The 18,070-nt window shown below is 61.9% G+C and carries 16 protein-coding genes and 2 pseudogenes; 7 read left to right on the forward strand and 11 right to left on the reverse strand.

Annotated features, from left to right (window positions below; all coding sequences use genetic code 11):
* Nucleotides 1–93 precede the first annotated feature (93 nt).
* From XM53_RS10250 to XM53_RS10260, 3 genes are read right to left on the reverse strand one after another with little or no spacing between them, the layout of a single operon-like run.
* On the reverse strand, nt 94–795 hold the full coding sequence (locus XM53_RS10250; protein ID WP_057792969.1) for a Crp/Fnr family transcriptional regulator: 702 nt from the start codon (nt 793–795) through the stop codon (nt 94–96).
* A 44-nt stretch (nt 796–839) separates the two neighbouring features.
* On the reverse strand, nt 840–1,214 hold the full coding sequence (locus XM53_RS10255; protein ID WP_057792971.1) for a DUF3307 domain-containing protein: 375 nt from the start codon (nt 1,212–1,214) through the stop codon (nt 840–842).
* Nucleotides 1,211–1,918 carry a cyclic nucleotide-binding domain-containing protein gene (locus tag XM53_RS10260; protein WP_057792973.1) on the reverse strand — a complete coding sequence of 236 codons (708 nt, stop codon included), beginning with the start codon at nt 1,916–1,918 and terminating at the stop codon, nt 1,211–1,213. The genes XM53_RS10255 and XM53_RS10260 overlap by 4 nt, the downstream gene beginning before the upstream one ends.
* A gap of 202 nt (nt 1,919–2,120) precedes the next feature.
* Here XM53_RS10260 and XM53_RS10265 point away from each other — a divergent pair, with 202 nt between their 5' ends.
* The 4 genes from XM53_RS10265 to XM53_RS10280 all read left to right on the forward strand — a co-directional run bounded on the left by XM53_RS10265 (nt 2,121) and on the right by XM53_RS10280 (nt 6,655).
* Nucleotides 2,121–3,320, forward strand: coding sequence for a YcaO-like family protein (locus XM53_RS10265; protein WP_057792975.1), 1,200 nt, complete (start codon nt 2,121–2,123; stop codon nt 3,318–3,320).
* Nucleotides 3,317–4,651, forward strand: a complete 1,335-nt coding sequence (locus XM53_RS10270) for a TfuA-like protein (protein ID WP_057792977.1) — start codon at nt 3,317–3,319, stop codon at nt 4,649–4,651. The genes XM53_RS10265 and XM53_RS10270 overlap by 4 nt, the downstream gene beginning before the upstream one ends.
* Nucleotides 4,652–4,692: 41 nt before the next feature.
* Complete coding sequence (locus XM53_RS10275; protein WP_057792979.1) at nt 4,693–5,994, forward strand: gluzincin family metallopeptidase; 1,302 nt, start codon at nt 4,693–4,695, stop codon at nt 5,992–5,994.
* A 73-nt stretch (nt 5,995–6,067) separates the two neighbouring features.
* A complete protein-coding gene (locus XM53_RS10280; protein WP_082630918.1) occupies nt 6,068–6,655 on the forward strand; it encodes a hypothetical protein in 588 nt (195 codons plus the stop codon).
* A 71-nt stretch (nt 6,656–6,726) separates the two neighbouring features.
* Here the strand turns inward: XM53_RS10280 and XM53_RS10285 are convergent, their stop codons facing one another.
* The 3 genes and pseudogenes from XM53_RS10285 to XM53_RS22475 all read right to left on the reverse strand — a co-directional run.
* Nucleotides 6,727–8,445 carry a tetratricopeptide repeat protein gene (locus XM53_RS10285; protein ID WP_236544468.1) on the reverse strand — a complete coding sequence of 573 codons (1,719 nt, stop codon included), beginning with the start codon at nt 8,443–8,445 and terminating at the stop codon, nt 6,727–6,729.
* Between the two features lie 61 nt (nt 8,446–8,506).
* A complete protein-coding gene (locus XM53_RS10290) occupies nt 8,507–9,151 on the reverse strand; it encodes a GNAT family N-acetyltransferase (protein ID WP_057792983.1) in 645 nt (214 codons plus the stop codon).
* 557 nt (nt 9,152–9,708) lie between these two features.
* Nucleotides 9,709–9,993: pseudogene (locus XM53_RS22475) on the reverse strand (integrase core domain-containing protein); the annotation flags it as partial.
* Nucleotides 9,994–10,002: 9 nt separating this feature from the next.
* Here XM53_RS22475 and XM53_RS22480 point away from each other — a divergent pair.
* Nucleotides 10,003–10,137, forward strand: a pseudogene (locus XM53_RS22480) (integrase core domain-containing protein); the annotation flags it as partial.
* A 180-nt stretch (nt 10,138–10,317) separates the two neighbouring features.
* Here XM53_RS22480 and hemF read toward each other — a convergent pair.
* From hemF to clpS, 4 genes are read right to left on the reverse strand one after another with little or no spacing between them, the layout of a single operon-like run.
* Complete coding sequence (gene hemF / locus XM53_RS10295; RefSeq protein ID WP_057792985.1) at nt 10,318–11,205, reverse strand: oxygen-dependent coproporphyrinogen oxidase; 888 nt, start codon at nt 11,203–11,205, stop codon at nt 10,318–10,320.
* 23 nt (nt 11,206–11,228) lie between these two features.
* The gene (locus XM53_RS10300) at nt 11,229–12,029 is read right to left on the reverse strand and encodes an SDR family NAD(P)-dependent oxidoreductase (protein WP_057792987.1); all 801 of its coding nucleotides are present in this window, start codon (nt 12,027–12,029) and stop codon (nt 11,229–11,231) included.
* 46 nt (nt 12,030–12,075) lie between these two features.
* Complete coding sequence (locus XM53_RS10305; RefSeq protein ID WP_057793340.1) at nt 12,076–13,047, reverse strand: class I SAM-dependent methyltransferase; 972 nt, start codon at nt 13,045–13,047, stop codon at nt 12,076–12,078.
* 31 nt (nt 13,048–13,078) lie between these two features.
* Nucleotides 13,079–13,417 (reverse strand): ATP-dependent Clp protease adapter ClpS, encoded by a 339-nt coding sequence (clpS, locus tag XM53_RS10310; protein ID WP_082630920.1) that lies wholly within the window; start codon nt 13,415–13,417, stop codon nt 13,079–13,081.
* A gap of 92 nt (nt 13,418–13,509) precedes the next feature.
* On the opposite strand from clpS, the gene XM53_RS10315 reads away from it, so the two are divergent.
* Complete coding sequence (locus XM53_RS10315) at nt 13,510–14,211, forward strand: HAD family hydrolase (RefSeq protein ID WP_057792991.1); 702 nt, start codon at nt 13,510–13,512, stop codon at nt 14,209–14,211.
* 106 nt (nt 14,212–14,317) lie between these two features.
* Here the strand turns inward: XM53_RS10315 and XM53_RS10320 are convergent, their stop codons facing one another.
* Nucleotides 14,318–15,031: a DUF1223 domain-containing protein gene (locus tag XM53_RS10320; RefSeq protein WP_082630923.1), complete on the reverse strand. Its 714-nt coding sequence runs from the start codon at nt 15,029–15,031 to the stop codon at nt 14,318–14,320.
* Between the two features lie 221 nt (nt 15,032–15,252).
* Here XM53_RS10320 and acnA point away from each other — a divergent pair, with 221 nt between their 5' ends.
* A complete protein-coding gene (gene acnA, locus XM53_RS10325) occupies nt 15,253–18,042 on the forward strand; it encodes an aconitate hydratase AcnA (protein WP_057792993.1) in 2,790 nt (929 codons plus the stop codon).
* Nucleotides 18,043–18,070: the final 28 nt, after the last annotated feature.

Genomic DNA, 18,070 nt, shown 5'->3' on the forward strand with positions numbered 1-18,070 from the left:
CACGGTTTGAAACAATTTTATTGCGTAAATCGGCGAGGCCAGCGGCATGGAAATGTCCCAGTCGGTGCAAGGCTCCAAACAGGCAAGCAGGCGTCAACGGCTGGGAATGTTCTTGACGATATCCGCAGGTGAAGCGACCTGAATAATGCCGTCGCGCATGGAGATCTTGCCCTCGTCCTGCAAAAGCTTCAGCTGTTTGTTGATCGCTTCGCGCGTGACGCCGAGCATCTCGGCCAACGCGCTCTGAGAATACTTCCGGCCGAGGTCCAGCACCTCTTTGTTGAGCGAGCCGTGCTTCAATCCAAGTTCCGCAAGCTTCTGCATCAGCCGTTGCGAGAGATTCTCGAACGCGAAGTTCTGAAGGGTCGCGTTCGACTCGCGCAGCCGCTGGGACAGAAAACGGATCACGTGCGCCGCAAGCGCCGGTTCGTCGGACAGGAGCGCGACCATGGTTCCTGTATCAAGGTGAAGTAGGCTGGAGTCCTCCAGCGCGGTCACCGTGGCCGACCTGGGATCGGGGCTGACCAGGGTCATCTCGCCCAAGGGCGCGCCATGTTCCGGCACCGCGAGGGTCAAAACGTCGCCGTCCGAATTGACGATGCTTACCCGGACCAGACCGCTACACAGGACATAAAGGCCGTCAGACGGATCGCCCTCGTGAAACAGAACCTTCCCGCGCGGAAGAAACACGCCGTGGGCCCGCGCCGAGATCCGTTTGGCCACGTCTTTCTTCAGGTCCAAGAACAGCGGGCAGGAGCTGAGGTATTTGCGCTTCTGCTTGTCCGCGATGTTCATCCAATGCTCCGTCAACGTGCGCGTGTTCGACACGGTGAAACCAATTACAGCAGACCGACCGCAAGAATCGCCACGTAGGTCAGCTGATGCGCCGCTTGATCAAGGCCGACCAGCCGCCAGAACCCGGCCTCGTCAAGGTCAGCCTTTCCGTTCTGCAGGTTGGCCTTTTTCCAGTCGATGACGTTATGCACGAAAACCTCGGCCAATGCCAGTGCGACGATCAGACCCGGCCCGCCAAGACCCGCAAGCGTCATGACAGGCAAACTGAGCAAACCGTGAAGACCCGCATGCGCCATTCCAGCGGGGTGCAGGAACTCCCCCTTGTGGGCGAGCATTTCACCCGTCTGCCATCGAAAATCCGCGAAATAGTGTTTGACCTGTATCAGGACGAGAAAAATCAGAATCCCGCTCTCGGTCACTCTGCCGCTGCCTTTTGTCGTGTCAGGGCCTTGTTGGCTGCAATCAGCTTGCTGCGGGTATCAAGGTGCATGCCGCTATCCAGCGCGCGCCGGAATTCGACGTCGGCCTTTGCCAGCTCCGAGAGCGCCTCGGACGATATCATGAACAGCCGGCTTGGCTCTGCCGTGCGCACGGTCGCGGAGGCGGCTCCCTTTTGCATGACGTTCATTTCGCCGACGAGCCCGCCCACGACCGTGCCGATCCTTTCCGACGATGAAAATACATCGGCCGAGCCTTTAGCGAGGTAGGTCAGGTGCGTGACAGGTTCGTTTTCCTGGGTGATTCTGATGCCCGGTTCAGCGTCGAGCCAGATGCCGTGGTCAAAGAACTTGCGCGCGGTTGTCCTGGAAAAGTCGGGAAAGATGCGGGCAACCAAGGCGTTTTCCTCCTCGTTTAATCGGGCCATGCGATCCAGCAGCAACATGCGCGCCAGGCCGACGAGGCTGATGACGATCCAGAAAATCTGAATGATCGCGGAGGCGAGGTTGAAGGCGACGGTCAATCCGACAAGGACAAATGACGCCGCGAGGAAATTAAGGATCACATAAGGATAGCCCTGCCCGCGGATCACGCCGGTCTGCAGCAAGGCATAAGCCCCCAGATAAAGCGCGACACCGCAATATCCGATCCAGTGGTAAACGTGTTCGGGGATACCGTACAGCATCCGCTGGCTCCGTCAGGTGGCTCTGGCTTGCATCCGGTATACCACCTTTTCGAGTCCTGGCGAAGTACGGGTGCCCTTGGGCGGTCATCATCAGCTACATTGACCGGCGCGGGATGATGGCGCAGTCTTGAAACCGTAACTGGATTTTTGATGCATTTGCTTGCCGAAATTTTTTGAAACCGCTGAAAGCACCGCCATTCGCATGTCGTCGACGAAAGAATACCTGCTTGATACGCATCGCCTGTGCGACCCGGCCCAAACAATGGAGCGTGTCAGGCCGCACCTTTGCCGCATGGGGATCACGCGCATCGCCAACCTGACGGGACTTGATCGTATCGGATTGCCCACGGTGATGGTGACGCGGCCGAACTCCCGCTCGGTCGCCGTGTCGCTGGGCAAGGGGCTGTCGCTGGAGGCGGCACAGGTTTCAGGTGTCATGGAAGCCATCGAGACCTGGCATGCCGAAAGGATCGTGCGGCCGATCCGCCGCGAATCTTTCGCCGAATTGCAGTCCGAGGTGGCTGTTGCGGATGTTTCCCGCCTGCCGAAAGTCACGGGCGCCAGGTTCGAGCCGCATCGGCGAATCTTGTGGGTCGAAGGGCGGGACCTTGGTCGGGATGCCGCCTGTTGGGTTCCGCTGGAGATGGTCGATACCGACTATACCGAGCCGCCGCATGGCGGGCACGGGGCGTTTCCGCGCACGACGAACGGTCTTGCGTCCGGCAATGACACCACCGAGGCGACCTGCCATGCGATCTGTGAACTGATCGAGCGGGACGCGACAACGCTTTGGCATCACGGACAGGCAGACACTCGGATCGACCCCGCATCGGTCGACGACCCAAGGTGCCGGGACGCGCTCAATCGATTGGTCGGTGCTGGCTTGGATGTCGGGCTGTGGGACACGACGTCGGATGTCGGCGTGCCCAGCTTTCGCTGCATGATCTGTGAGGCAGGTCACGTTCAAGGCCATATCGGGATCGGGGACGGCTGCCATCCGGACCGCGCCATCGCCCTGTTGCGAGCAGTGACGGAGGCGGCGCAGACCCGGCTGACCTACATTTCAGGCGCACGTGACGACCTTGATCCCTCGGAATTCACGACCGAGGCCGTGGCGGCCAGAGGGCGCTACGTGCGTCACCTGATCGTCGGCGCCAAACCGGCGCGCAGTTTCTCGGACGCCCCGAACGCGACGACGGACAACTTCGAGGATGATCTGTCGTGGTTGCTGGAGCGGCTTTCCTGTGCCGGGATGGATCAGGTCGTGACGGTCGACCTGTCGCGTCCTGAGTTCGGGATTTCCGTAATTCGCGCGGTCATTCCGGGGCTGGAGGCACCGCATGACGACCCGGATTTCATCCCGGGCCCGCGAGCGCGCGCTGTGCAGGCAGGTGCCGCATGAAACCCGTGATTTTTGCAGGCCCGACGATAAACGCCGACGCTATTCGCGCGGCACTGGACGCCGAGGTTCTACCGCCCGTGGCACAGGGCGACGTTTATCGCATCGCCCGCCAGCGGCCACCGGCCATCGGCATCGTCGACGGCTATTTCGAAGGCGTCCCGTCGGTCTGGCACAAGGAAATCCTTTGGGCGATGGAGCAGGGGATTCCGGTTTTCGGAAGCGCCAGCATGGGGGCCTTGCGGGCCGCCGAACTGCACGAATTCGGCATGATCGGGGTCGGTGCGATATTCGAAGCCTACCTGAAAGGCGAGATCGCCGACGATGACGAAGTGGCGGTCCTGCACGGGCCGTCCGAGCTGGGGTTCATGGCCCTGAGCGAGCCGATGGTGTCCATCCGTACCACGGCGGAACGCGCCACCGCAGCCGGGGTCCTGACGCCCGACGCGGCCGAGCTTGTAATCGCGACGGCGAAATCGCTGCACTACAAGACCCGCACGTGGGATGAGGTTTCGGCTCGGCTTTTGCACGAGCCGAGCCTTGCTGCTTTCTTCCCATGGCTGCCTTCGGGCAAGGTCGACGCGAAAGGCGAAGACGCCCGGGCCATGCTGGACCGCATGGCCGCGTTGCTGAAGAACGACATCCAGACTGACGAGGCGAAAGGGCAAAGAGTCGAACGAACTTTGGCCTGGCAAGGCCTCGTCCGGCGTATCGAAGCCGAACGCGAAACCGGAACCGCCGCCCCCAAGGCCGTGCTGGATGAACTGCGATTGGACCCCGAAAGATATGAAGCCACACGCGACAGGGCCTTGTTGCGCAACCTTTCCATAGACGACGCCGCACGTCGCGGTGCGCACACGGACCGCGACACCCTTCGCGCCGTGATGGACCGGCATCGCCGCATCAACAATCTGTCCCGTCGGGACGCCGTGCTGGACTGGCTCGACGCGAACGATCTGGACGAGACCACCTATGAGGCACTGCTGGCGGAGGCTGCGCTGATCGAGGACACACGCGAGGCGCGAACACCGGGTCTGGACGCACATATCCTGTCCGAATTGCGCTGGTCCGGGGCCTATTCCGAATTGAAAGCAAGGGCCGAAGCCAAGGTCCAGACCATTGCCGAAAATGGCGCGCAGGCATCGCCGGACAGGCTGCGCCTGCTGGTCTGGTTTTTCGAAACCCGACTGGGCCGTCTCGTCCCTGACGATCCTGACACATTTGCACAGTCGCTCGGGCTTGAGGGGCGCGATGAACTTATCGCGCTGATCGCGCGGGAGTTCTTGTATAACCTGACTGAAGACGGCGCGCTGAGGGTCGGAAGCCAGAGCTGAGCCCGGCCCCGGGGATATGGCGAAACACAACGGAGGATTTGATGCAGTTTCCGGATTACGCGGCAGAGGACGAAGCGCCGGGCACGCGCTTTCTTCTGTTTCCGCAATCCCCGTTCGGCGAGGGTACGGCTGAATTGGAACTGGTCGAAATCTCGGCCCCGCCCGGTACGATCGGTCCCGGGCCTTCGGGGCCGCGCATGTACGTGGTCGGCCCCATCGGCAAGACCATACCCTATGGCGCCGTCGTGCCCGGGCCCGTCGGGCCGGGCATGTATCTGCCGCCCTGGAACGGGCAGCGCAACGCGCCGGCCATCCCGGACGAGTATGGCAACTTCATTCATATCGCGCCCGACGACCCGGAATTCGAGGCGGCACATCTGTTTGGCTCGGCGCATTTCACGATGGATGTCTGGGAAGGGTACTTCGGGCGCCAGATCCCGTGGCACTTCGAGTCCGACTACGACAAGCTGGAACTGTCCCTGCTGCCCGGCCTCGACAATGCACATATCGGCTGGGGCTTTCTGGAGACGGGCGGCACCACCGAACACGAAGACGAGTACAGGCCCTACAGCCTGAACTTCGATGTGGTCGCCCATGAAATCGGGCACGCCCTGATCTACAGCGTCATCGGCCTGCCCTCGGACGACAACGCATCGGGCGAATATTACGGCTTCCACGAATCCGCGGCCGACATGGTCGCGCTTCTGGCCTCGCTGCATTTCGGATCGGTGGTCGAGGCGCTGCTGGAGGAAACCCATGGCAACCTATACACCTACAATCGCCTCAACCGGTTCGCGGAAACGGCACAGACGGCCCAGATCCGTATGGCGGCCAATGACAAGCTGTTGTCCGAGTTCGCGGCTGGTTGGACGAGCGAACACGCCTTGTCGGAACCGCTGACCGGGGCCCTGTTCGACATCCTGATCGACGTATTTCACGAGCGTCTTCTCGAACACGGCCTGATCACGCCCGAGATCGAAGACCTGTCCGATCAACTCGAAGGTTCGCCCGAGTACAGCGACGTGATGCAGGCCGTGTTCGACGATCGCTACGCGCGTGATCCCGAAGGTTTCCGAAACGCCCTGCTGGAGGCGCGGGACCTGATGGGTTCTTACCTGGCGGATGCGTGGGATATGCTGGACGCGGACGCATTGAGCTATTCGCATGTCGAAGAGGCTCTGTTGGCCGTCGATCGCGATATATCCGGCGGCGCGTACCAGCAGATCATCGCAGGCAATTTCCGCGTGCGCGACATCGGTCTCACGCGGGTGGGTCCAAGACTTGCCGAGCCTGACGAGGGCAGCCACGCGGTGTCGGTCCGGACACGGGTTCCGCACCCTTAGCGTTTCAAATATCTTTGGCTATTTTTCGCGTTTGTGGCATTCTACCGGAAGCCAATTTAAGAAAGAGGTCATTATGTCAGAGTCATTACTGAGCTTTTCGGAAGTGCTTTTGTTCGGCAGAATCCTTGATGATCTTGTCTACAAGCGTAGAGCGTCAAGAACGCTTGGTGACAACAAGCAGTTGGACGATCAGTTCGCATTCACCGGAGAAAAGGATGGCGACCAAACGCCGGGGTTTGCAAAGATCTATGGGTTTGCCTTTGAAGGCACATATTTCGACCTGCCCGTGCCCGTGATTTTCCTTGTTCACGGCAAAGGCCAAAGTGCCACGGACGATAACCTTCCCGGAAACCTGGGCTCACGCGCGCCAAACGACCCATCCAAGAGCGGGGTTGCCGCAGCCGATTTTCAGATCGCGAACGACATCCGGGTCTGGAGCTATGACAAGGCCGACCAGACCATGCGCATGGATGTTTCAACGGGCATGTTCGAGCAGGTCCTGCTCGATGCTTTTTTCGGCGGTGACGGTGGCGGCATCAGTGGGGCGAAGGTAAGCGGGGCAAAGGTAAGTGGTGCCAAGGTAAGTGGTGCCAAGGTCAGCGGCGCCAAGGTGAGCGGTGCCAAAGTGAGTGGCGCGAAGGCGCGCGGATCGGGCGACTGAAGCGCCATTTGAACCGCGGTTCATGGCGGGTGGTATTCCGCACGAGTCCCTAGCGAGGCCTGATCGCACAATCAGAACCCTGCCTTTTCCAGTCCTTCCAGGAAGTGCTGCGTGTCCTCTTCTAGGCGGTCGGGAATAATCTGTTCCCAACGCTTGATCGAGAAATTGGGGTGCACGACTCGGTGCTTGTCGGCAATCTTGCGCGCCAGGTCGAGCTGGCCCAGCTGCGCATAACTTGCCGCCAGCATCCGTTGACCCTCTGTGGGGTTGTTCATCTTGCTGACGGTTTCGATGACCGCATCATATTGCTTGAGATTGTAGTAAGCCCCGCCAAGATGCCAAAGGTACTGATCAGGGAAGAACGGGTTCAAGCGCATGGCCCGCTGCAGGTGCTGGATCGCCGCTTCGTTCTGGCCTGAATGCGCCAGGGCATCGGCATAGTCCGACAGCAGATCGGCATCGTTCGGATTGAGCTTTAGCGCGCGGTCGTACGCCCCGAGCGCAGCATCGTGTTCCTTTCGGTAAAGGTGCACGAAGCCAAGTTCTCCGAATGCACGTGCATCCGTCGGATCAAGGTCGGCGGCGCGACGGGCATAGGAAAGAGCGGTGTCGAGCGCCTGATCTCCGTCTTCGTTCCAAGAGTAGCGCCAGTCGATGTTCAGCGTCCGCGACAGGGCCGCCGAGGCACGGGCATACTTCCCGTCCAGTGACAAAGCCTGTTCGTAGAGCATTCGCGCATGCTCGTTGTCACGCCGCGTATACTTGAAGATCAGCTGCTGTGCCCGCAGCACAAAGCCATAGGCCGCAAGGTCGGACGGGATCGACGCACTGAAGCGGCGGCGTTCCTCTGCCTCGACCAAAACCGCGGCCGCCCCAACGATCGACTCGGTCATTTCATCTTGGATCTCGAAGATGTCCTCCTGATCCCGGTCATAGGTTTCGCCCCAGATCGTACGAGATGAGTCGGTATCTATCAGTTCGACCTTGATCCGCAGCTTCGTCTTCGCGCGCTGAACGCTGCCGCGCACGACATAGCGCACCCCCAGTTTCGTCGCTGCTTTGCTGGGGGGCACGTCCGGCGCCCTGAACGCGAAACTCGTGTTCCGATTTATGACGAACAGGTTCTTGAACTTGGAAAGCGCGAGAATGATGTCCTCCGTCAGTCCCTCCGCCAACCAGCTTTCGGAGTCGTCGCCACCGCGGATATCGAAGGGAAGAACCGCGATCGACGGCGTGTCGGGCCGGCTGTACCCCATCGAGGGCGCCGAAGGCCGAACCGTGGCCGCCATTGTCGCGCCCTCGACTTCGGTGCGGATGCAGAAGATGGGGACTGGCTGCTCGATGTTTTTGAGCATTTGGGGTCCAAGAAACTCGTACCCGAGGCGCAGCTTGTTGCGCACCTGCTCATACACGCTTGAACTGACGAAAACACGCCCGGGTTCGGCGAGCTCCTGCAGTCGGGCTGCGATGTTGACGATGTCGCCATGAATCCCGCGATCGTCGAGCAGAAACTCACCAAGGTGGATCCCGACACGAAAGCTGATCCTCTGGGCCAAGGGCAGGTCGGCATTGCTGCTCTCGGTGATACGCTGCAGCTCCACGCCGAAAAGTACCGCATCGGTCGCCGTGTCAAACCGGGCAAGGATGCCGTCGCCCTTGACGTCGACGAATTGGCCGTTGTGTTCGACGCAAGCCGCCTCAAGCTGTTCCAGAAGGGCGCGCAATGCCTTGTACGTGTCAATCTCGTTCCGTCCCATGAGCCGGGAATACCCGACGACGTCGGCGAACAAGACAGCCCCGAGCCGCTGTCTGAATGTAGGTTCGCGTGCGTTCAACTATCCGGCTTTCATATCAGGGCGTTTCATGCCTGTGCGGTGGCCATTTCGATCCCACACTCCTGCCGTCGCCGAACGCGATTACGGTCGTTTCCCCCAACTCTTCAGCAAGAGCGTCCCGCCGCATCTTCCAGTCTTCCGCCAGGATACCGACGACGATCATGTCATGAAACCTGCCGTCAGAGAACCAGGCCTGCCGCATCGTACCCTCGACCTCAAAGCCGGCTTGACTGACCAGATCACGGCTGCTGGCGTTGTCGTTGCGATAGTAGGACGTCACCCGGTTCAGTCCCAGTTGCCGAAATGCGAAATCGAGTATCAGCGCGGAGGCTCGGATGCCAACACCCTGCCGCCGGATCGCATGATCGACATAGAGTGCGATGACCGCATCGCGGTTGACCGGCGAAATGCGTTCAAGGCCTACGATACCGGCAACTCCGGTAGGCTCGGACGTGATCGCGAACCAACACTTGTCGTCCGCGTCTTGCGGGGTGTCAGCCATGTTCCATAACCTCTCACTCGTCGCCAGATCGTAAGGGACGCGCGAATTTCGGTCAAAGAGCGCCAGATCTCCGACGCCCTGAAACCATCTCGTGATGGACGTCAGATCGGGCTTTTCCAATGGTCTCAATGAAAATGATTTGGAAATATTGTCAGGCATGTGTCAAAACCGTTCAATGGAGTTTGTATAAGGCAGCCTAGCACAAAACTTGGGCAATCGGACAATCTGCTTTGCCGAACACTGGCATCTTTAGCGCTGGGCTTTGGTGCTCGTCCCGCGCTGGAAAACGCAGCGCACGTATCGTTTTCAAACGTGGGAAAGGTTGCATACAGGGCAAGCTGCATACGGGTTTTTGCAGCTCAAAAGGATGGCTGCAAAAGCTAAAACTTCCACCTGTCAGTAATGCGGCGAAGCGGTACAAAGCTCCCGCGCCGCAAAAGGCATGGTCCTCGGTCATAAATTTCTATCTTAAGTTGTATTTTCTCAGAGACCATACTAAATCGTATAGCCAGATTACAAATGAATTTACAATTCAACGCGTCACTTGCTGGATCAGAAGGATTTATTGATACGCGCTGCAAGATGCGGCCTGAGAACCTGGGAGCACCACTCACGGATGCATACCTAGCCCCCGGTTCCTGGACCGCTGATCTGCGGGAGACGGCCGCGCGGTTGGGGAAGATCCTGGCGTGCCCCCATCGGATGGTCCAAATTAATTATTGGTGCACAGTGGGCCTATGGTCCATCGGAACGATGATTTCCGGCGCAGGCGGTCGATAGCCCAATGAACTGTCCGGCGTGACGGTGCTGTAGTGAATGCGCCATCGCTCGACCATGATTTCGGCCTCCGGCAAGCTGTAGAAGATTTCACCGTTTAGCAATTGGCTTCGCGACCTGGCGTTGAGGCTTTCGTAGTATCCGTTTTCCCAAGGCGAACCTGGTTCGATGTAGGCTGTTTTGGCCCCGACAGCGGTCATACGGTCGCGCACCCTCTGTGCTATGGAACTTAGTTCACAAGCCGGGCGGTCCTGAAATGGGCCAAGGACAATGATGTCGAGTGGCATTACATCGCCCCGGGCAAACCGCAACAGAATGCCTCCATCGATTCATTCAACGGCAGTCGGCGCGACGAATTATTGAACGAGCCAAATCGGTATCTGCACCGGCCTTCCCAGAATTTCCACGAGCTTTGCTCCAGACTTCCAGCGACCTTTCAAAACGTGGGCAGAAAAAGGGATATAGACAATCGCATCTTCTTAACGCGCTGAAAAAATTACTTTATATCTTTACAATACTCCCACCGGAGGCTCCGACGTCTGCCGCGCTCACGTCCACTTCGCCACCGGCGGCAGGCTCATCAGCACCGCGTCCGCATCATGCCCCGTGGCCAGCCCGAACTTGGTGCCCCGGTCGTAGACAAGGTTGTATTCCGCATAAAGCCCGCGATGCACCAGCTGCGTCTCCTTGTCGGCGTCGCTCCACGGCTGCGCGCGGCGCTTCTCCACCAACGGCAGATAGGCTTTCAGAAAGGCCCGCCCGATATCCTGCGTCAGGGCGAAATCCGCCTCCCAGTCGCCGGTATTGCGGTCATCCATGAAAATGCCGCCCACGCCCCGCGCCCGATGCCGGTGCGGGATGAAGAAATACTCGTCCGCCCAGGCCTTCAGCGCCGGGTAGATCTCGTCCCCATGCGGATCCAGATGCGCCTTCTGCTGAGCGTGGAAATGCGCCGTGTCCTCGTCATATTCGATGCAGGGGTTCAGGTCCGACCCGCCCCCGAACCACCACGCATGGGGCGTCCAGAACATCCGCGTGTTCATGTGCACCGCCGGCACATGCGGGTTTTGCATATGCGCCACCAGGCTGATGCCCGACGCCCAGAAGCTGGGGTCGTCCGCCATCCCCGGCACGCCGCGCGCCGCCATAGCCTTCTGCGCCTGCTCACCCAGCTGGCCGAACACTTCCGAGACGTTTACGCCCACCTTCTCGAACACACGGCCCCCGCGCATCACGCTCATCAGCCCGCCGCCCGCGTCCGAGCCGTCCTCGCTGGTGCGCTTGGTCGGCTTCACCTCGAACCGCCCCGGTTCCGCCTCCGCCAGCGGGCCGGTCGCATGGCTGTCCTCCAGCGCCTCGAAGGCCGCGACGATCTCGTCGCGCAACTGGTGAAACCACGTCGCCGCGCGGGATTTCTGTTCCGTCATATCCGTCATGGTACTTCCTTCAGCGGGCCTCATTAGTGCGCGGGCGCCGACACCGGGTCAAGCAGCGACCGGCCGCCATCCACCGTCATGATCTGCCCGGTCATGAAGCTCGACCCGTCGCAGGCCAGGTACTGCACCGCCTCGGCCATCTCGGTCGGCGCCGCGATCCGCCCCAGCGGCGTGTGCGCCTCGATATCCTCGCGATACGTCTTGTTGTCGCGCAGCGTATCCTTCAGCGACGCGCTCATGACCGAGCCGAACGCAATCGCGTTCACCCGGATCCGGTGCGGCGCCAGCGCCACGGCCAGGCTGCGGGTCATCTGGTCCACCGCCGCCGACGCGATGGAATAGCCCAGAAGGTCCGGATGCGTCCGCCGCCCGGCGATCGACGACAGGTTCACGATCGACCCCACCGGTCCCTCCTCCTGCCCTTCCGCCTGCTTGATCATGCGCTTGGCCACCAGCTGGCTCAGCCGCAGCGCGGTCATCAGGTTCTGGTTCCAAAGTTGCTCCACCGCGTCGTCATCGGGGTTGAGCGGGTCCGACGGCAGCATCTGCCGCGACGCGTTCACCAGAACGTCCACATCCTCGAACGCGTCGATCGTCGCCGACAGCAGGTTGGCCAGCGTCAGCTTTTCGCGCAGATCGCCCGCGAACCAGCGCTTGTTGGCCCCGTCCTCGTTCTCGCCCAGCTCGTGCTTCAGCAGCTTTTCGTTGAGGTCTGCGAACATCACGTTCGCGCCCTTGTCGACGAAATGCCGACCGATGGCCAGGCCCACGCCACTGGCCGCGCCGGTCACGATTGCGGTTTTGCCTTGTATCGAAAAGGACATGGCTCGATCTCTCCCTCATGGCCCGCCCGGACCTTGTTATCGCAACTCAGCCGCGGGTGCGAGACGGTCTTGCCGCCTCGACGATCTTGAACCGGTTGTCGCCGCCGATCTCGCGCAGCTCACCGAAACTGGCGGTCAGGTCGCCCTCGTAGGGCAGGTGCCGGTTGGCCACCATGAAAAGCCGCCCGCGCGGGCCGAGCATCCGTGCCGCCGCCCGGATAAAGGCCCGCCCAAGCCCCGGATCGCTCGCGCGTCCGATGTGAAAGGGCGGGTTCATCACCACCGCATCCACCGGCCCCGGCGCGGCCCAGGTCAGCGCATCGGCCCAGTGAAACACGGCGCGTGGATCGGTCACGTTCTGCCGCGCACAGTCCAGCGCGACATGATCGGCCTCCACCAGATGCAGCGCCTGCACGCTCTCGCGGGCCAGCACGCGATGCGCCAGGTATCCCCAGCCCGCGCCCAGATCGACCACTTGCGCGCCCAGCTTCTCGGGCAACGCCTCGGCCAGCAGGCGCGACGCCGGGTCCACCCCGTCGGCCGAGAACACGCCCGGCGCGGTGACGAAGGCTTTGCCGTCTTCCTCCACCGTGCCGCGCTCCGCCAGCGCCCAGTCGGAAAACTCGGCCCCCGCCTCGATGGTGAACAGCTTGCCATGCGCCTTCGACAGCGGCGCCGACACCTCCGCGCGGCCCCGGCAGGCTTTCAGGATCGATTCGATCCCGTCGGTCTTGGCCCCATCGACCACCACGATCCCGTCGCTGACGCCCGCGGCCTCTGCGATCAGCCCCTGGCACAGCGCCTTGGCGCGCGTGGCAAAGACCAGCGCCGCGCCGTACCGCCCCTCGGGCGCCAGAACGCACTCCCATCCGACGGCCTGAAACGCCTCCCAGTCGGGCCGGAATCGCGTGATGATCTGGGTACGGTCCTTCGGCAGCCCCGACAGGTCCGCCCCGGTGCGCGGCGCGAAAATAGCCACCCGCGCGCCCTCGGGCCACGCGATCGTGCCATCCTCCATGGCCAGCGACAGGCGCGATGCCCCGCTCACCCTATTCCTTTTCCATGGTGCATTGCAGCGGATGCTGGTGACGCCGGGCGAAATCCATCACCTGCGCCACCTTGGTTTCCGCAATCTCGTGGCTGAACACGCCCACCACCGCGACACCCTTCTTGTGCACGGTCAGCATGATCTCGAACGCCTGCGCGTGGGACATGCCAAAGAATCGCTCCAGCACCGCCACGACGAATTCCATCGGGGTGTAATCGTCGTTCAGCAGCAACACCTTGTACAGCGGCGGCCGCTTGGTCTTGGGCTTGGTATCGACCACCACGGCGGCATCGCCGTCGCCGTCATCGTCCCTGCCCGACATGATCACCTGGTGCTGCATCAATCCCCGTGCTGCGTGTGGCGTTTCGTGAGCGGTTTATATAACCTCCGACCAGCGTCTGAAAAGGGGGCGCGTCCGGGGCGAGGGCCGCAATGTCACAAAATCTGACGACAATCGCCTTCGATGCCGACGACACGCTTTGGCACAACGAACGCTTCTTCAAGCTGACCCAGGACAGATTCGCCGATCTTCTGCGCGATTACGTCGATGGGCATCACCTGGCCGAGCATCTTCTGGCCGCCGAAAAGCGCAACTTGGGTCACTACGGCTTCGGCATCAAGGGCTTTACCCTGTCGATGATCGAAACCGCCATCGACGTCACCGACGGCCGCGTGCCCGCATCCGTCATCTCCGAATTGATCGCCGCGGGCCGCGAGATGCTGGAACACACCATTGAACTTCTGCCCCATGCCCGCGAGGCGGTCGAGGCGGTGGCCGGCACCCACCGCGTTCTGCTGGTGACCAAGGGCGACCTTCTCGACCAGGAACGCAAGCTGGCCCAGTCCGGCCTGGGCGATCTTTTCGACGCGGTCGAGGTCGTGTCGGACAAGACACCCCAGGTCTACACCCGCATTTTCGACCGGCATGGCACCGGCGCGGCCCACGCGCTGATGGCGGGCAACTCCCTGCGCTCGGACGTCAATCCGGTCATCGCCGCCGGTGGCTGGGGCGTCCACGTTCCCCACGACCTCACCTGGGGCTACGAGGTCGACGACGCGCCCGAAGACGCCTCGCGGTTCCGAAAGGTGAAGAACCTGGGAGAGTTGCCCGCGCTGGTACAGGAAATCGGCTGATAGCCGCGCGACATCAACTCGCAAATGTAGGGTGGGTGAAAACCCACGCGTGCCGCAATCGACGCTTCCCACGTAGGGTGGGTTTCCAACCCACCACGCGCTCACCCTACTCCAGAACCGCCGCCGCCTCGATCAACCCCGCGCCGCCCTTGTTCTGCAACAACACCGCCACCGGCGCGTCGCCCCCGGCCTCGGCGGTCACGCGCAACGGCGCGGACCCGTCCCAATCGCCCAGGCTGCGCATCTCTGTCACAACGTTGGCATAGCTGATCGTCCGGCCCGCGTTCTCGCCGCGCTTGATATGCACCGTGCTTTCGGGCCGGAACCGCACCAGCTGCACCGTCAGCGGCCCGTCCATCTGCTTCAGGCTTTCCGCCTCGACCAGCACGCTCTCGCCCTGCCGCGACAGCTCCAGCGCCACCGTCCGCGGCAGCCGCCGGTGCCGGTCGATCACGTCGACCACATCCATCGGCCGGTTGCCCACCACGTCATCCTTGCCGTTGATCACCATCTGCGGGGTATAGACCACCCGCCGGTCCGCCGCCTTGGCATAGGCGCGCTGGCGCTTGGTATGGGCGGGGCTGGCGAAACTGTCCTTCCAGCCGATGTAATCCCAGTAATCCACATGAAGCGACAGCGCGATCACGCCCTCATGCCCCGCCAGCTTGTGAAAGAACTTGTCCGCCGCCGGACAGGACGAACAGCCCTGGCTGGTGAACAATTCCACCACCACCGGGCGCTCTGCGTCCTGCGCCACCACGGGTGCCGCGAAAAACAGCACAACGGCCATAACCCCGGTGATCACTTTGCTGAAATCCATGCCTGACGCTCTACCTGTTTGTTCGTGACGTCGCTTCTGAGTATTCATCCCGGCATGAAACTGCCAATCAAGGTTTCGAGAGAGTCGCGTGAAAACTGTAACATTCTTCAATTGTGTGCAATAGTATACAATAATTGCCGCAGCCCCCTTGAACGACTCTCCCGATTGGGTCAGAAGCAAGCCAGACAATCCTGCCTTCCTACGTGAAAGGATATCCAGAAATGCCCATTACCGTCGGCCACGACTCCTCCAACACCCGCAAGACGCTGAAGGTCGGCGACACCTCCGTCGCCTACTACTCCATCGCCGCCGCCGAACAGGCGGGCCTGGGTGATTTCTCCAAGCTGCCCGCCGCGCTCAAGGTGGTGCTGGAAAACATGCTGCGTTTCGAGGACGGCAAGACCGTCACCACCGACGACATCAAGGCGTTCTCCGACTGGGCAAAGGAAGGCGGCAAAGGCACCAAGGAACTGGCCTACCGCCCCGCCCGCGTGCTGATGCAGGATTTCACCGGCGTCCCCGCCGTGGTCGACCTCGCCGCGATGCGCGACGGGATCAAGGAACTGGGCGGCGACGCGCAAAAGATCAACCCGCTCAACCCCGTCGACCTGGTGATCGACCACTCGGTCATGATCGACGAATTCGGCAACCCCCGCGCCTTCCAGATGAACGTCGACCGTGAATACGAGCGCAACATGGAGCGCTACCAGTTCCTGAAATGGGGACAGGGCGCCTTCAACAACTTCCGTGTGGTCCCGCCGGGCACCGGCATCTGCCACCAGGTCAACCTCGAATACCTCGCCCAGACCGTCTGGACCGACAAGGACCAGAACGGTGAAACCGTCGCCTACCCCGACACGCTCGTGGGCACCGACAGCCACACCACCATGGTCAACGGCGCAGCCGTTCTCGGCTGGGGCGTCGGCGGGATCGAGGCCGAGGCCGCCATGCTGGGCCAGCCCATCTCGATGCTCATCCCCGAGGTCGTGGGCTTCGAGCTATCCGGCAAGATGGTCGAAGGCACCACCGGCACCGACCTCGTGCTCAAGGTCGTGGAGATGCTGCGCGAGAAAGGCGTCGTCGGCAAGTTCGTCGAATTCTACGGCGACGGGCTCGACACCCTGCCGCTCGCCGACCGCGCCACCATCGCCAACATGGCCCCCGAATACGGCGCCACCTGCGGCTTCTTCCCGATCGACGACGAAACCCTGCGCTACCTGCGCCAGACGGGCCGCGACGAAGACCGCATCGCGCTGGTCGAGGCCTACGCCAAGGAAAACGGCTTCTGGCGCGGATCGGACTACAACCCGGTCTACACCGACACGCTGCATCTCGACATGGGCACCATCGTGCCCGCGATCTCCGGCCCCAAGCGCCCGCAGGACTACATCGCGCTCGACAAGGCCGCGACCGCCTTTCACGCCTACGTCAAAGGCATCCGCGAAGGCAAGGATGCCGGCGCCGAGACCGAGGCCCGCTGGGAAGGCGAAGGCGGCGCGCCCGAGCCGCGCGACATCCCCGGCAACGAAGGTCATCATAGGATGGGCTTCTACACCGACGAGGACGGCAACAGCCACCAGTTGCATGACGGCTCGGTGGTGATCGCCTCGATCACCTCCTGTACCAACACCTCCAACCCCTACGTGATGATCGGCGCCGGCCTCGTGGCCCGCAAGGCGCACGAGCTTGGCCTGACACGCAAGCCCTGGGTCAAGACCTCGCTCGCGCCCGGCTCGCAGGTCGTGTCGCACTACCTCGAAGCGGCAGAGCTTCAGGACGATCTCGACGCCATCGGCTTCAACCTCGTGGGCTATGGCTGCACCACCTGCATCGGCAACTCCGGCCCGCTGGCCGAACCGATCTCCAAGGCGATCAACGACTGCGACCTCATCGGCGTCTCGGTGCTGTCGGGCAACCGCAACTTCGAGGGCCGCATCTCGCCCGACGTGCGCGCCAACTACCTCGCCTCGCCGCCGCTGGTGGTGGCCTATGCGCTGGTGGGCGACATGAATGTCGACATCGCCAACGACCCGCTGGGCCAGGACAAGGACGGCAACGACGTCTACCTCAAGGACATCTGGCCGTCGCAAAGCGAAATCGCCGAGCTGGTCGAACAGACCGTCACGCGCGAAGCCTTCCAGTCGAAATACGCCGACGTCTTCAAGGGCGACGAGAAATGGCAGCAGGTCGAGACCTCCGACGCCGAAACCTACGACTGGCCGCCGCAATCGACCTACGTCCAGAACCCGCCCTACTTCCAGGGCATGAGCAAGGATCCCGGCACGATTTCGAACATCGAGAACGCCCGCGTTCTGGCGCTTCTGGGCGACATGGTCACGACGGACCACATCTCGCCCGCAGGCTCGTTCAAGGAAACCACCCCGGCCGGCGAATACCTCCGCGAACGCCAGGTGCCAGTGCGCGAGTTCAACTCCTACGGCTCGCGCCGCGGCAACCACGAGGTGATGATGCGCGGTACCTTCGCCAACATCCGCATCAAGAACGAGATGCTCGATGGCGTCGAAGGCGGCTACACCAAGGGCCCCGACGGCAAGCAGACCTCGATCTACGACGCCGCCATGGCCTACCAAGAGCAAGGCACGCCGCTGGTGATCTTCGGCGGCGAGCAATATGGCGCAGGCTCCAGCCGCGACTGGGCCGCCAAGGGCACAGCACTTCTGGGCGTCAAGGCCGTGATCGCCGAGAACTTCGAGCGCATCCACCGCTCGAACCTCGTCGGCATGGGCGTCATCCCGTTCGAATTCACCGGCGGCGACACCCGCAAGACGCTGAACCTGACCGGCGAGGAAGAGGTCTCGATCCACGGCCTCGACGACATCAAGCCGCAGGCCGAAGTGCCCTGCACGATCAAATACGCCGACGGCACGACCAAAGAGATCACCCTCAAATGCCGCATCGATACGGCGATCGAGATCGAGTATGTCGAACACGGCGGCGTGCTGCACTACGTCCTGCGCAACCTCGCGCAAGAGCCGATGGCGGCAGAATAAGCAACGCGGAACCAAACGTAGGGCGGGG

This window comes from Roseovarius atlanticus, from assembly GCF_001441615.1.
GTDB lineage: Bacteria > Pseudomonadota > Alphaproteobacteria > Rhodobacterales > Rhodobacteraceae > Roseovarius > Roseovarius atlanticus.

Coding starts and splice junctions, on each gene's coding strand:
- XM53_RS10250 (WP_057792969.1), bottom strand. CDS start 795: ATGAACATCGCGGACAAGCAGAAGCGCAAATACCTCAGCTCCTGCCCG.
- XM53_RS10260 (WP_057792973.1), bottom strand. CDS start 1,918: ATGCTGTACGGTATCCCCGAACACGTTTACCACTGGATCGGATATTGC.
- XM53_RS10265 (WP_057792975.1), top strand. CDS start 2,121: ATGTCGTCGACGAAAGAATACCTGCTTGATACGCATCGCCTGTGCGAC.
- XM53_RS10270 (WP_057792977.1), top strand. CDS start 3,317: ATGAAACCCGTGATTTTTGCAGGCCCGACGATAAACGCCGACGCTATT.
- XM53_RS10275 (WP_057792979.1), top strand. CDS start 4,693: ATGCAGTTTCCGGATTACGCGGCAGAGGACGAAGCGCCGGGCACGCGC.
- XM53_RS10280 (WP_082630918.1), top strand. CDS start 6,068: ATGTCAGAGTCATTACTGAGCTTTTCGGAAGTGCTTTTGTTCGGCAGA.
- XM53_RS10290 (WP_057792983.1), bottom strand. CDS start 9,151: ATGCCTGACAATATTTCCAAATCATTTTCATTGAGACCATTGGAAAAG.
- hemF (WP_057792985.1), bottom strand. CDS start 11,205: ATGACGGATATGACGGAACAGAAATCCCGCGCGGCGACGTGGTTTCAC.
- XM53_RS10300 (WP_057792987.1), bottom strand. CDS start 12,029: ATGTCCTTTTCGATACAAGGCAAAACCGCAATCGTGACCGGCGCGGCC.
- XM53_RS10305 (WP_057793340.1), bottom strand. CDS start 13,047: ATGGAGGATGGCACGATCGCGTGGCCCGAGGGCGCGCGGGTGGCTATT.
- clpS (WP_082630920.1), bottom strand. CDS start 13,417: ATGCAGCACCAGGTGATCATGTCGGGCAGGGACGATGACGGCGACGGC.
- XM53_RS10315 (WP_057792991.1), top strand. CDS start 13,510: ATGTCACAAAATCTGACGACAATCGCCTTCGATGCCGACGACACGCTT.
- XM53_RS10320 (WP_082630923.1), bottom strand. CDS start 15,031: ATGGATTTCAGCAAAGTGATCACCGGGGTTATGGCCGTTGTGCTGTTT.
- acnA (WP_057792993.1), top strand. CDS start 15,253: ATGCCCATTACCGTCGGCCACGACTCCTCCAACACCCGCAAGACGCTG.